General features: G+C 70.0%; 10 protein-coding genes. 6 read left to right on the top strand and 4 right to left on the bottom strand.

Going from position 1 to position 13,154, the window contains the following annotated elements; genetic code table 11:
• Positions 1 to 303: 303 nt before the first annotated feature.
• Positions 304 to 1,500: an ROK family protein gene (locus OG828_RS33310; RefSeq protein ID WP_328503233.1), complete on the bottom strand. Its 1,197-nt coding sequence runs from the start codon at positions 1,498 to 1,500 to the stop codon at positions 304 to 306.
• A gap of 119 nt (positions 1,501 to 1,619) precedes the next feature.
• Here OG828_RS33310 and OG828_RS33305 point away from each other — a divergent pair, with 119 nt between their 5' ends.
• From OG828_RS33305 to OG828_RS33295, 3 genes are all read left to right on the top strand, one after another.
• Complete coding sequence (locus tag OG828_RS33305; protein WP_328503232.1) at positions 1,620 to 3,152, top strand: MGH1-like glycoside hydrolase domain-containing protein; 1,533 nt, start codon at positions 1,620 to 1,622, stop codon at positions 3,150 to 3,152.
• Positions 3,149 to 5,086, top strand: coding sequence for an amylo-alpha-1,6-glucosidase (locus OG828_RS33300; protein WP_328503231.1), 1,938 nt, complete (start codon positions 3,149 to 3,151; stop codon positions 5,084 to 5,086). The genes OG828_RS33305 and OG828_RS33300 overlap by 4 nt, the downstream gene beginning before the upstream one ends.
• Before the next feature lie 189 nt (positions 5,087 to 5,275).
• The gene (locus tag OG828_RS33295) at positions 5,276 to 7,069 is read left to right on the top strand and encodes a CDP-alcohol phosphatidyltransferase (RefSeq protein WP_328503230.1); all 1,794 of its coding nucleotides are present in this window, start codon (positions 5,276 to 5,278) and stop codon (positions 7,067 to 7,069) included.
• 71 nt (positions 7,070 to 7,140) lie between these two features.
• Here OG828_RS33295 and dusB read toward each other — a convergent pair whose 3' ends face one another.
• Positions 7,141 to 8,292 carry a tRNA dihydrouridine synthase DusB gene (gene dusB / locus OG828_RS33290; protein ID WP_328364778.1) on the bottom strand — a complete coding sequence of 384 codons (1,152 nt, stop codon included), beginning with the start codon at positions 8,290 to 8,292 and terminating at the stop codon, positions 7,141 to 7,143.
• A 64-nt stretch (positions 8,293 to 8,356) separates the two neighbouring features.
• Here dusB and OG828_RS33285 point away from each other — a divergent pair, with 64 nt between their 5' ends.
• The 3 genes from OG828_RS33285 to OG828_RS33275 all read left to right on the top strand — a co-directional run bounded on the left by OG828_RS33285 (position 8,357) and on the right by OG828_RS33275 (position 11,398).
• Positions 8,357 to 9,808: an MFS transporter gene (locus OG828_RS33285; protein WP_328503229.1), complete on the top strand. Its 1,452-nt coding sequence runs from the start codon at positions 8,357 to 8,359 to the stop codon at positions 9,806 to 9,808.
• Positions 9,809 to 9,930: 122 nt separating this feature from the next.
• Positions 9,931 to 10,137, top strand: a complete 207-nt coding sequence (locus OG828_RS33280) for a hypothetical protein (protein WP_210574306.1) — start codon at positions 9,931 to 9,933, stop codon at positions 10,135 to 10,137.
• A gap of 82 nt (positions 10,138 to 10,219) precedes the next feature.
• On the top strand, positions 10,220 to 11,398 hold the full coding sequence (locus OG828_RS33275) for a serine hydrolase domain-containing protein (RefSeq protein WP_328503228.1): 1,179 nt from the start codon (positions 10,220 to 10,222) through the stop codon (positions 11,396 to 11,398).
• Here the strand turns inward: OG828_RS33275 and OG828_RS33270 are convergent.
• The gene (locus OG828_RS33270; protein ID WP_328440753.1) at positions 11,388 to 11,978 is read right to left on the bottom strand and encodes a TetR/AcrR family transcriptional regulator; all 591 of its coding nucleotides are present in this window, start codon (positions 11,976 to 11,978) and stop codon (positions 11,388 to 11,390) included. The two genes, OG828_RS33275 and OG828_RS33270, sit on opposite strands and share 11 nt — an antisense overlap.
• A 28-nt stretch (positions 11,979 to 12,006) precedes the next feature.
• Positions 12,007 to 13,014, bottom strand: a complete 1,008-nt coding sequence (locus OG828_RS33265) for an aldo/keto reductase (protein ID WP_328440752.1) — start codon at positions 13,012 to 13,014, stop codon at positions 12,007 to 12,009.
• Between the last annotated feature and the right edge of the window lie 140 nt (positions 13,015 to 13,154).

Raw genomic sequence — 13,154 nt, 5'->3', positions numbered from 1 at the left:
CCACAGGATCGAAAGTCAAAGCTTGGCAAGGAATAGCCCGGCCATGTGTTCACTTCTTGAACGGGCTCAGCCCCGCAGGCCGCCATTATCGCTCACCTGAGCGGCTCTCGGCACGTCTGATTTCGATCGATGAACGATCAAGGGGTGGCACTCAGTGCCACCCCTTGGAGAAGTGCAGTCGCCCAAGATCCGCTCATCTGAGCACAACCCTTATCAAGGGTGGCGAGAATCACGCTGCCACACGCGACGGAATTTCACCATGCGGACGACCCGCGGACAGGTATCCGGACCGAAACGTGCTGCTTACACACCCAGTGCCAGCAACCGCTCCTCCACCCGCTCCGGCGCATACAGGTACTCGACGACCAACGCCCCCGCCCCCACCAGCCCCGCCCGCTCACCGAGCCGCGAGGTCACGACCTCCAGATGAGCGGTGGAACGCGGCAGCGCCCGCTGGTACAGCAGCTCCCGTACGCCGGTGAGGAAGGGAGTTCCGGCCAGATCCCCGGCGATCATCAGAACCCCGGGGTTCAGCAGCGTCACGACGGTCGCCAGTACGTCTCCGACCGCCCGCCCTGCCTCCCGCGCCAGCGCCGCCGCCTCCGGATGCCCGGCCGCCAGCAGATCCCGTACGTCCGAGCCGGACGCGGCCGGCACCCCGGTCTGCGCCAGCCGCCGGGCCACGGCACCACCGCTGGCGACGGCGGCCAGACAGCCGTACGAACCGCACCGGCACAGCGCCTCCGCGCCCACCCGGATGTGCCCGAGGTCGCCCGCGCCCCCGTCGATGCCCCGGTAGACCGAGCCGTCGACCACGACGCCCGCGCCGATACCGGTGGACACCTTGACCAGCACGAAGGCCGAGCAGTCGGGGTGGCTGGTGCGCTGTTCGCCGTACGCCATGAGGTTCGCGTCGTTGTCGACGAGGACGGGGACGGGTGCGGCGCCCGTGTGCTCGGCGAAGGCCCTGGCGAGGCGGCCCCGTATGTCGTAGCCGTCCCAGCCGGGCATGATCGGCGGCTGGACGACGCGGCCGGTGTCGCGGTCGACGGGGCCGGGCACCGCGAGTCCGATGCCGCAGACCTCGTCGGCCCGGTGACCGGCCTTCTCCAGGAGCTCGGCGAACCAGTGGCCGAGGTCGCCGAGTACGGCGTCCGGGCCGTCCTCGACAACCAGCGTGCCGGAGTGCTCGGCGAGGATCTCGCCGGTGAGCGAGAGGACGGCGGCGCGGGCGTGCCGGGTGTCCAGGTCGGCGGCGAGGACGACGGCGTGCTCGTCGTCGAATTCCAGGGTGATCGAGGGGCGACCGCCGAGCGGGGACTCGACCCGGCCGCCGGCTCCCTCGCGCAGCCAGCCCGCGCGGAAGAGGCGGTCGAGACGCTGGCCGACGGTGGCGCGTGAGAGACCCGTCACTTGTTGGAGGGCACCACGAGTCGTCGCACGGCCGCTGCGCACCAGTTCCAGCAGCTCTCCGGCGCTCGCCTGAGTCCGACCGGCCATGCACACCCCCTTGTGTTTCTCAAGCCTGCATTACATATTGAGTTTTGCGTGTTAAATAGACGTAACTCTACGGTAGCCAGCGCCGAACCGATCGGCCGGACGTCTTCGGGGAGCCCCGAGTGGATCGCACTGCCCAACTCACAGCACGCCGCACCGAGCGTGAGCTCGTATACGATCCGCCCCGCACGAAACCTTCGCTGCACCTCAGGGCCGCGCGGGTGCTGGAGACCAACTGGACCGGCACCAACACGGTGCCCTCGCGCAGCCTGTATCCGCACCAGTGGTCGTGGGACTCCGCGTTCATCGCGATCGGTCTGCGGCACATCTCGCCGTTACGGGCGCAGACGGAGCTGGACACGCTGCTCGACGCCCAGTGGGGCGACGGCCGGATCCCGCACATCGTCTTCAACCCCTCCGTACCGCTCGATGCCTACTTCCCGAGCCCCGACTTCTGGCGCTCCTCGACCGCGGGGCGCGCTGCGGGCGCCCCGCGCACCGTACAGACGTCCGGCATCGTGCAGCCACCGGTGCACGCGCTGGCGGCCTGGCTGGTGCACTGCGCCGACCCCGGCTTGTCCCGCGCGCGCGGGTTCCTCTCCCGGGTGTATCCCCGGCTGGCCGCCTGGCACCGCTATCTGCTGCACCGGCGGGACCTGGGCGGCGGCGGTCTCGCGTCCGTCGTGCACCCGTGGGAGCAGGGCATGGACAACTCCCCCGCCTGGGACGCTCCGCTGAGCCGCATCACACCCGCCCCGGCCCGCTCCTTCCGCCGCGCCGACCTCGACCACGGGGCGGCCGAGGACCGGCCGACGGATCTGGACTACGGGCGGTATGTGCGCCTGGCGACGGACTACCGGGACCGGGGGTACGCAGACGGGGGCGGCGACTTCGCGGTGGAGGACCCTGCCTTCAACGCCCTGCTCATCGCCTCCGAACACGCCCTCGCCCGCATCGCCCACGAGCTGGGGGCGACAGGGACGGCCCGGCACGCGCGCGCGGAACGGCTGACGGCGGCGCTGGTGGAGCGGCTGTGGGACCCGGAGCGGGGCATGTTCTTCTGCCGGGATCTGCGGGGTGGGGAGTCCGGCCGTGACCTGCACGGCAGGGAGTCCGGCCGTGACCTGCAGGGCCGGGAGTCCGGCCGGGATCCGCACGGCGGCGTCCTGATCCCCGAGCGCACTGTCTCCGGCCTCGTCCCGCTCCTCCTGCCCGGCCTCCCGCGTGACATCGCCGCCGCCCTCGTGCGCACGGCGAGCGGCCCGCACTTCGGCCTGGGCGACACGACCCGCCTCATCCCGTCCTACGACCTCCTCGGCGAGGCCTTCGACCGGCACCGCTACTGGCGCGGCCCGGCGTGGTTCAACACGAGCTGGCTGCTGGAGCGCGGGCTGCGGATGTACGGCGAGCGGGAGCGCGCCGGTGCGCTGCGCGAGGCGGTGCTGGAGCTGGCCGACTCGTCCGATTTCGCGGAGTACGTCGACCCGTACACCGGCGAGGCCTGCGGAGCCACCGGCTTCGGCTGGACCGCCGCGCTCGCGCTCGACCTGCTGCACAGCGACACCTCAGTCAGCGGCACCTCAGTCAGCGATACCTCAGTGAGCGGCACCTCAGTGATGGCCGGCGCGGCGGCCAAGGGAGGGGACCAGGGATGACGGACCGGCATCATCTGCTCGTGCACGGCGGGACGTTCGCCGCCGTGGGCGACGGCGGCGACATCAGCGGCGTACGGGGCGGCAGTTCCCCGGACGGCTTGTTCGTGCGTGACGCCCGGCACCTCAGCCGCTGGCAGCTGACGGTCGACGGGGCCGTGCCCGAAGCCCTCAGTCCCGTCGCCGACGGGGACACCGCGCGCTGTGTCCTGGTCCCGCGCGGGGGCCGCCAGGAGCCACCGGCGTACACGATCTTCCGTGAACAGGCCGTAGGGGACGGCGCCTTCGTCGAGTTACTGCGGGTGACCAGCAACCGTGCGGTGCCGACCACGGTCCGCCTCGCGGTCACCGCGGACGCCGACTTCACCGACCAGTTCGAGCTGCGCTCCGACCACCGCACCTACACCAAGATCGGTGCCACCCGCACCCGCCAAGTCCTCGACGGCGGCGTGGAGTTCACCTACCGGCGCGGCGAGTGGCGCTCCCTGACGACGGTGACGGCCGAGCCGGTGCCGGACGGCGTCGAGGAGACGGGCACGGGCGCGCGCCGCCTCGTCTGGACCCTGGAACTGGCACCGCACGGCACGGCGGAGCTGTCCCTGCGGGTCATGGCCCGCCCGCACGGCGACAAGCGGGCCCTCCGGGTGCCCCGCTCCCCCGCCGCGCTGACCGACCAACTCCTGGCCATGGAGGGCGAATTCGTCGAAGGCGTGGCCTTCCCGACCGGCTGGCCGGAGCTGGCCGCGGCCTGCGCGCGCGGCCTCGCCGACCTGGCCTCGCTGCAGATCCCGGCGGCGGGCCTGGACGGCGAGGAGGTACGGGTGCCCGCGGCCGGAGCGCCCTGGTTCCTGACGCTGCTGGGCCGCGACGCGCTCCTGACGTCCCTGTTCGCCCTCCCCTACCGCCCCCAGCTCGCCGCCGCCACCCTCCCCGCGCTCGCCGCCGCCCAGGCGACGGAGACCGGCGCGGACTCGGTCGCCCAGCCCGGCAAGATCGTGCACGAGGTACGGCACGGCGAGCTGGCGCACTTCGGACAGGTGCCGTACGGGCGTTACTACGGGTCGGTGGATGCGACGCCGCTGTTCCTGGTACTGCTCGGCGCATACGTAGAGCAGACGGGCGACGCGGAACTGCCCCGCCGCCTTGAGCCCCACGCCCGCGCCGCGATCGGCTGGATGCTGGACCACGGCGGGCTCACCTCCCGCGGCTACCTCGTCTACCGCGCCGACCAGGGCGGCCTGGCCAACCAGAACTGGAAGGACTCCCCCGGCGCGATCTGCTCCGCCGACGGTACGAGGGCCTCCGGCTCGGTGATGGCGGCGGGCGCTCAGGGTTATGCGTACGACGCCCTGCGCCGCACCGCGTGGCTGGCCCGCACGGTGTGGGACGACGAGGTGTACGCGGCGCTCCTTGAGCAGGCGGCGGGCGATCTCCGCGACCGTTTCCAGCGGGACTTCTGGATGCGCGACCGGTCCTTCCCCGCCTTGGCCCTGGACCGCGAGGGCCGACATGTCGACGCGCTCGCCTCCGACGCCGGGCATCTGCTGTGGTCGGGGCTGCTCGACAAGGAGTACGGCGCGATGGTCGGGCGGCGCCTGCTGGAACCGGACTTCTTCTCCGGGTGGGGCGTCCGCACGGTGGCCTCCGGCCAGCCCGCGTACCATCCGCTGTCGTATCACCGGGGATCTGTGTGGCCGCATGACAACGCGCTGATCACGCTGGGGCTCGCACGGTACGGGCTTCATGACGAGGCCCGTACGGTGGCGCACGCGCTGGTTGACGCGGCGGCGGCGACGGGGCATCGGTTGCCGGAGGTGCTTGCCGGGTACGGGCGGGATACTCATGGGGAGCCGGTGCCGTATCCGCATGCGTGTGTGCGGGAGTCTCGGTCTGCGGCGGCTCCATTGGCGCTGTTGACGGCTGTTGGGGGCGCCTAAAAGCTCGGGCGGCGGGGCTGCGTGGCGAGTGCGGCCAGGTTGTGGCTGGTCGCGCAGTTCCCCGCGCCCCTAACGGGGCGTCTTGTTTGCCCGGAGTTTGCTGAGTGCTGGGCGAATGTGCTGAACACGAGCCACAGCCCGGCCGTACGGGATGGCGTAGTTCCTGGGCCTTGCACGGAAGGACTTCGGGTGCCCGTCTTCACGCGCCAACGTCAACAGCCTGCTACGACTGACGAGCCGGCACCCGCCGACGGCGATAAACCCCTGGAGGGGCCACCCGCACCCGACGACGAAAGTGGTACGGGTGGTGCGGGTGGGAACGAAAAGGCCGAAGGCGAAGCCGAGGCCGCAAAGCTACCCACCATCCTCAGCTGGACCACGACCATCCTCGCCGCAGCCCTCGTCATCGCCGCCTTCCTCCTCCCGAACGCCTGGGCCGCCCTGCGCCCGAACAGATTCATGCGACTCCCGGCGGAGGCGATCGTAGGAGCCGTGCTCCTGCTCGCACTCCCCCGCCGCCCCCGCACCATCGTCGCCGCGCTGATCGGAGCCGGCCTGGGTGTCCTGACCGTGCTGAACTTCCTGGACATGGGCTTCCGGGAGTACCTGGGCCGGGGCTTCAACCTGGTCCTGGACTGGGAGTTGCTGGACGACGCGCAGTCGTACATGGCGGACTCGATGGGCGGTACGGTCGCGACGCTCGCCGCCGTCGGAGCCGTACTCCTCGTGGTCGTACTGATCGCCGTGATGGCGCTGGCGACGGTCAGGCTGGCGAATCTCCTCGGCCGGAACACCGCGCTGGCGACACGCGGCACGCTGATCGCGGGCACCGTCTGGATCATGTGCTCGGCGATGGGGGTGCAGCTGCTGGGCGTGCCGGTGGCTTCCGACCGGGCGGTGAGCGCGTTGGCGGTCCAGGCGCGGCGGGTGAAGGACACGCTGCGGGACGAGGCGGCGTTCGCCAAGGAGGCCAAGGCGGACCGGTTCGGCAGTACGCCCGGCGCTCAGCTGGTGCCGGATCTGCGGGGCAAGGACGTCATCTTCACCTTCATCGAGAGCTACGGCCGCAGCGCGCTCGAGGACCCGGACATCTCGCCCGGCGTGAACAAGACGCTCGACACGAGCGCCGAGGCGCTCACGAAGGCCGGTTTCGCCGCCAAGAGCGGCTGGCTGACGTCGGCGACCTTCGGCGGCAGCAGCTGGCTCGGCCACTCCACGTTCCTGTCCGGCCTGTGGATCGACAACCAGCAGCGCTTCCGCACCGTCATGTCCAGCGACCGGCTCTCCCTCACCAAGATGTTCCAGAAGACCGGCGCGTGGGACACGGTCGGCATCATGCCGGGCATCCAGAAGGGCTGGCCGGAGGAGAAGTTCTACGGCCTCGACAAGGTCTACAACGCCTTCGAACTGGGCTACAAGGGCCCGAAGTTCAGCTGGTCGACCATGCCGGACCAGTACGCCCTGGAGGCCTTCCAGCGCCAGGTGCACGGCAAGAAGCGCGACAAGCCGCTGATGTCGGAGGTCATCCTGACCTCCAGCCACCAGCCGTGGTCCCCGATCCCCAAGATGGTCGGCTGGGACGAACTGGGCGACGGCTCCATCTTCAACAGCATCCAGAAGGCGGGCACCAACCCGTCGGACGTCATGTCCGACAGCGCCAAGTCCCGTGAGGAGTACGGCAAGTCGATCGAGTACTCGGTCACTTCCCTCACCCAGTGGCTCGAGCGCTACGGCACCGACGACACCGTCCTCGTCTTCCTCGGCGACCACCAGCCGATCGCCCGCGTCAGCGGCAACAACGCCAGCCGCGACGTCCCGATATCGATAGTCGCCAAGGACCCCAAGGTCCTCGACAAGATCTCCTCCTGGAACTGGACCGACGGCATCAAGCCCGACGCCAAGACCCCCGTCTGGAAAATGGACACCTTCCGCGACCGCTTCCTGATGGCATACGGCTCAACACCGGCCCCCAGCAAGGGCTGAGCGGTTCGGCAGCGCCCCGAAGGGGCGCGGGGAACTGCGCGACCAGCCACGACGGACCCGCAGCGGAAAACTCAGCCGCCGGACGTATCCAATTCCGCGTCCTCACCGATGCCCGCGCAGTCATACGGATCCTTCAACCACCCATCCGGCAGAACGACCCGATTGTTCCCGGACGTACGCCCCCGAGGGCCATCCGCACCGGTCGGCCACGCCTGCTCAAGGTCCAACTCGTCCAAACCAGAACGGAGTTCCTCCAGCGAGGACGTGATCGCAAGACGCTTCCGCATCTCCGAACCGACAGCAAAGCCCTTCAAGTACCAGGCCACATGCTTACGGAAGTCGATAACGCCGCGCGCCTCGTCACCGATCCACTCGCCGAGGAGCGTGGCATGGCGGACCATGACGTCGGCCACCTCCCGGAGGACGGGCCTGCTGAAGTCCGTCCGCCCCTCGAACGCCGCCACCAGGTCGGAGAACAACCACGGCCGCCCAAGGCAACCCCGCCCGACAACCACCCCGTCGCATCCGGTTGCCCGCACCATCCGCAGCGCGTCCTCCGCCGACCAGATGTCGCCGTTGCCGAGCACGGGGATCTCCGGCACGTGCTCCTTCAGGCGGGCGATGGCGTCCCAGTCCGCCGTACCCCCGTAGTGCTGCGCAGCCGTACGACCGTGCAGCGCGATGGCCGTCACGCCCTCCTCGACGGCGATCCGCCCGGCGTCGAGGTAGGTGATGTGATCGTCGTCGATGCCCTTGCGCATCTTCATCGTGACCGGCAGGTCCCCCGCCCCGCTGACCGCCTCCCGCAGGATCGCCCGCAGCAGGTTCCGCTTGTACGGCAGCGCGGAACCCCCGCCCTTGCGCGTCACCTTGGGGACCGGACACCCGAAGTTCAGGTCGATGTGATCGGCCAGCCCCTCCTCGGCGATCATGCGCACGGCCTTGCCGACCGTCGCCGGATCGACGCCGTACAGCTGGATCGACCGCGGCTTCTCACTCTCATCGAAGTGGATCAGCTGCATGGTCTTCTCGTTGCGCTCGACCAGCGCCCGGGTGGTGATCATCTCGCTCACGAACAGGCCCTTGCCCCCGCTGAACTCCCGGCACAGCGTGCGGAAAGGCGCGTTGGTGATCCCGGCCATGGGGGCCAGGACGACGGGCGGCTGGACGGTGTGCGGGCCGATCCGCAGGGTCGAGTTCATCGTGGACGTGGGCGTGGGCATTCACCCATTGTCACGTACCGAGGGGGGTGCAGCCAGATTCATTAGTTAGGCGTACTATTGATGGATGCCCGAGCTGAGCCCTCGTCGCCGCAAACTGGTGCTCGCGATCTGCTGCATGAGCCTGCTGATCGTGAGCCTCGACAACACGATCCTCAACGTGGCCCTGCCCTCGATGCAGCGCGAGTTGCAGGCGAGTACGGCGGGCCTGCAGTGGACCATCGACGCCTACACCCTCGTACTCGCCTCGCTGCTGATGCTCGCGGGCTCCACCGCCGACCGGATCGGCCGCAAACGCGTCTTCATGGCGGGGCTCGTCGTCTTCACGATCGGATCGGCGCTGTGCTCGATCGCGCCGAACCTGGAAGCGCTGGTGGCGTTCCGCATGGTGCAGGCGGTGGGCGGTTCGATGCTGAACCCGGTCGCCATGTCCATCATCACCAACACGTTCACGGACCCGCGTGAGCGGGCCCGGGCGATCGGCGTATGGGGCGCTGTCGTCGGTATATCGATGGCCGCGGGCCCGCTGGTCGGCGGACTGCTCGTGGAGTCGGTGGGCTGGCGGTCGATCTTCTGGGTCAACCTGCCGGTCGGGCTGGCCGCGCTGCTGCTGACCCTCCGCTACGTCCCCGAGTCCCGTGCGGACCGGGCCCGCCGTCCCGACCCCGTCGGCCAGCTCCTGGTGATCGCGCTGTTCGGCTCCGCGACGTACGGGATCATCGAGGCGCCGCACGCGTCGGCCGCCACGGTGCTGCCGTTCGCGGTGGTCGCGGTCGCCGCGCTGATCGGGCTCCTCGCGTACGAGCCTCGTCGCGCCGAGCCCCTCATCGATCTGCGGTTCTTCCGGTCGGCACCGTTCAGCGGGGCCACCGTGATCGCGATCAGCGCGTTCGCCTCGCTGGGCGGGTTCCTGTTCCTGTCGACGCTGTATCTGCAGAACGTGCGAGGGCTGGACGCGCTGCACGCGGGGCTGTGGATGCTGCCGATGGCTGTGCCGACGCTGGTGTGCGCTCCGCTGGCCGGGCGGCTGATCGGGAGCCGGGGGCCGCGGTTGCCGTTGCTGATCGCGGGGGTGGCTATGACGTGCAGTTCGCTGTTGTTCGCGGTCTTCGATGCGGAGACCTCTGACGTGACGCTGTTCCTGGGGTACGCGCTGTTCGGCATCGGGTTCGGGTTCGTGAACGCGCCGATCACCAATACGGCCGTGTCCGGGATGCCGCGAGCGCAAGCCGGCGTGGCCGCCGCCGTCGCCTCGACGAGCCGCCAGTTGGGGCAGACGCTCGGTGTCGCCGTGGTGGGGGCCGTGCTGGCTGCCGGTGTGGGGGCGGCGGCGTACGAGGACGCGTTTGTGGATGCCGCCGTGCCGGGGTGGTGGATTCTGACCGGGTGCGGGGTGGTCGTGCTGGTGGTGGGTCTGCTGAGCAGCGGGCGGTGGGCTCGGGGAACCGCCGAACGCACGGCCGAGAAGCTGGACGCCGCGGAAGTACGTCAGACCGTAGGGGCTTCTGAGCGTCATTGAGGGACGTGAACACTGGGAGCTCTTCGACAGAAACTGGTGAAGGACCACCTGTTGATGTTGGTCTTCCTGCACACTCCTCCTTGACTCTCCCGGGACGACTTTCCCAGGACGCTGGAGGCGTCATGCCGCAGATCGACTCGAGCAAGGTAAGCCGCTGGGACCAGCACGGCCGTGAGCACGTGGTGCGGGTGCAGCGCACCGGAGTGCAGCGCACGATCAAGTGCGACACGTGCGGCTGGCGCAAGCCGGCGCAGTTCCTGCCCTGGCTGAAGGCGGAGGAGCATCTGGCGGAAGCGCATCAGGCGACGGTGGATCCATCGGCGGCATAGAGGACGCGGTGGCGATGACTTTCCGTGGCGGCAGCGGTCGTACGTACAAAGGCATACGACGATCAACGCGGAAGGGCTGCCGATGAGCGCTCTGCACGACACCCTGCGACGGCACGTCGACGGCGGATCTGTGCCGGGAGCCGTCGGTCTGGTGGACCGCGGCGACGAGGTCGAGGTGGTGACCGTCGGTTCGCTGACCGCCGGCGGGACCGCACCGCTGCCCCGGGACGCGATCTTCCGGATCGCCTCGTTGACCAAGCCGATCACCGCGGCGGCGGTGCTGATGCTGGTGGAGGACGGGCGGATCGGGCTCCATGACGCCATCGACGAATGGCTGCCGGAGCTGTCGAAGCCGATGGTGGTGCGTACGCCGTCGAGTCCCGTGGACGACGTGGTTCCGGCGGTCCGCCCGATCACGGTCGAGGATCTACTCACCTCCCGGACGGGCTGGGGCTACGCGTCCGACTTCTCGCTCCCCGCGGTGCAGGCCCTCTCCGCGGTCCAGAAGGACAGCCGGGAGCCGCACACCTATCCCGACCCCGACACCTGGCTACGGCAGCTGGCCCAGGTCCCGTTGCTCCACCAGCCGGGCGACGGCTGGCTCTACCACACCGCGTCCGACCTCCAGGGCATCCTGATCGCCAGGGCGTCGGGCCGTACCCTCCCGGACTTCCTCGCGGAACGGATCTTCGAACCGCTGGGCATGAAGGACACGGCCTTCGAAGTTCCGGAGACGAAGCGGGACCGCTTCACGACCTACTACCGCGCGGACCCGACCGGCGCCCTTGAACCGGCTGACACCCCGGACGGCGACTGGAGCCGCCTGCCCGCTCTCCCGTCGGGCGGCGGCGGACTGGCCTCCACGGCCGACGACCTGCTGGCCTTCTTCCGCCTCCTCCGCTCCTCCGGCGAATCCGGTAAATCCGGCGAACCTGGTGAATCCGGCGGCCACCGCCTCCTCACCCCCGCCTCCGTCAGCCGCATGACCACCAACCACCTCACCGCCCACCAGCGCGAACTCGGCACCCTCTTCCTCCAGGGCCAGGGCTGGGGCTACGGCGGCCAGGTCGACGTCACCCCCAGCCAGCCCTGGAACACCCCGGGCCGCTACGGCTGGGTCGGCGGCACCGGCACGACGGCCTACCTCGTCCCGCCCACCGGCACGATCACGATCCTGCTGACCCAGGTGGGCGTGGAGAGCCCGGAACCGGTGCGGTTGCTGGTGGACTTCTGGCGGTGTACGGCGGAGGTCAGGCCCTGAGTCCGCGCACCAGCAGATCCACCATCGCCTCGAACTCCCCCTGGATCTCCGCCCGTTCCCACTCCCGGTAGTACCGCGGGTCGTGGAAGAGGGCCGTGGCCTGGAAGAGGGCGGTGGCGGTGGTGGCCGGGTCGGCGGTGGTGAAGGCGCCGGACTCGGTGCCGGCGCGGACGATGTCCGTGAGCTGGCCGGTCAGGTCGGTGAGGTGTTCGTCGACGGTGTGGCTGTTCTCGCTGGTGAGGACGGTGTAGGTGGCGAAGAGTTCGGGGTCGTCGCCCGCCTTGTGGCGCTTGGCGTCGAACAGGGCCCGCAGCCAGTCGCGGACCCGGGACTCCGGGTCGCGGTCGGTCGCCGCGACGATGCCGGACAGGGACGCCGACGTACGGTCCAGCCACCTCTTCGTCACGGCCTCCCGCAACGCGGCCTTCGTGCGGAAGTGCCGGTACACGCTCCCGTGGCTGACGCCGAGCGCGCGGGCCACGTCGACCACGGTGGCCTTGGCGGGGCCGTGGCGGCGCAGCACCTCCTCGGTCGCTTCGAGGATGCGCTCGGCGGTCAGTGTCTCGGAGGTGGGTGACATGGTCAGACCGTACCTGGCGGCCCGGTCGTCACTTGCTGCCCAGGTGGGACATCATTGCTGCCGGGTAGCGCTCGCCCGCCGCCGCGTCCGCCGGTACGGCCTCCTCGACGGCCCGCAGATCGGCCTCGTCCAGCGTGACGTCCAGCGCGCCGAGGGACTCCGTGAGCCGGTCCCGGGTGCGGGCGCCGACGAGCGGCACGATGTCGTCGCCGCGCGACAGAGCCCAGGCGATGGCGATCTGGGCGACCGAGACGCCCTTCTGCTCGGCGATCTTCCGCAGGGCCTCGACCAGGTTCAGGTTGTGCTGGAGGTTCTCGCCCTGGAAACGGGGCGACACCGACCGGAAGTCGTTCGCGGCGAGCTGTCGGTCGGCGGAGAAGTGGCCGGAGATCAGTCCGCGGGAGAGCACGCCGTACGCCGTGATGCCGATCCCCAGCTCGCGCGTGGTCGGCAGGATCTCGTCCTCGATGCCGCGTGAGATCAGCGAGTACTCGATCTGCAGGTCGGCGATGGGGGCCGTGGCGGCCGCCCTGCGGATGGTGTCCGCGCCGACCTCGCTCAGGCCGACATGGCGCACGTACCCCTTCTCGATCAGCTCCGCGATCGCGCCGACCGTCTCCTCGATGGGGACGGCCGGGTCGAGCCGGGCGATCCGGTACACGTCGATGTGGTCGACGCCGAGGCGCTGGAGCGAGTACGCGGCGAAGTTCTTCACCGCGGCGGGACGGCCGTCGTATCCGCTCCAGCCGCCCTCCGGGTCACGCAGGGCGCCGAACTTCACGCTGACGACCGCCTGTTCGCGCCGGGCCGCCGGCGCGGTGCGCAGGGCCTCGCCGATCAGCATCTCGTTGTGGCCCATGCCGTAGAAGTCGCCGGTGTCGAGCAGGGTCACGCCGGACTCCAGTGCGGCGTGGATGGTCGCGATCGACTCGGCCCGGTCCGCGTCGCCGTACAGCGCGGACATGCCCATGCAGCCGAGGCCGAGGGCGGAGACCTGGGGTCCGGTGGTTCCGAGGGTTCGGGTTCGCATCGTCATGTGCTCCACCATGCCACGGCGACTGACAGATATCAATATCTGTCAGCTGTCATTCGTCAGCCACCGCGACCGGTCACCCGCCGCGAGGTGAGTGGTCCAGACCTATTGACTAAAGGTCTGGACCGCGCAACTGTCATGCC

The organism is Streptomyces sp. NBC_00457 (assembly GCF_036014015.1).
Lineage (GTDB): Bacteria > Actinomycetota > Actinomycetes > Streptomycetales > Streptomycetaceae > Streptomyces.
Note: the sequence above shows the minus strand (reverse complement) of the source record. Positions and strands in the feature narration are given on the sequence as shown.

Excerpts from the sequence above, each read along its gene's own strand:
- OG828_RS33310 (WP_328503233.1), bottom strand. The coding sequence starts at position 1,500 with ATGGCCGGTCGGACTCAGGCGAGCGCCGGAGAGCTGCTGGAACTGGTG.
- OG828_RS33300 (WP_328503231.1), top strand. The coding sequence starts at position 3,149 with ATGACGGACCGGCATCATCTGCTCGTGCACGGCGGGACGTTCGCCGCC.
- dusB (WP_328364778.1), bottom strand. The coding sequence starts at position 8,292 with ATGCCCACGCCCACGTCCACGATGAACTCGACCCTGCGGATCGGCCCG.
- OG828_RS33285 (WP_328503229.1), top strand. The coding sequence starts at position 8,357 with ATGCCCGAGCTGAGCCCTCGTCGCCGCAAACTGGTGCTCGCGATCTGC.
- OG828_RS33280 (WP_210574306.1), top strand. The coding sequence starts at position 9,931 with ATGCCGCAGATCGACTCGAGCAAGGTAAGCCGCTGGGACCAGCACGGC.
- OG828_RS33275 (WP_328503228.1), top strand. The coding sequence starts at position 10,220 with ATGAGCGCTCTGCACGACACCCTGCGACGGCACGTCGACGGCGGATCT.
- OG828_RS33270 (WP_328440753.1), bottom strand. The coding sequence starts at position 11,978 with ATGTCACCCACCTCCGAGACACTGACCGCCGAGCGCATCCTCGAAGCG.
- OG828_RS33265 (WP_328440752.1), bottom strand. The coding sequence starts at position 13,014 with ATGACGATGCGAACCCGAACCCTCGGAACCACCGGACCCCAGGTCTCC.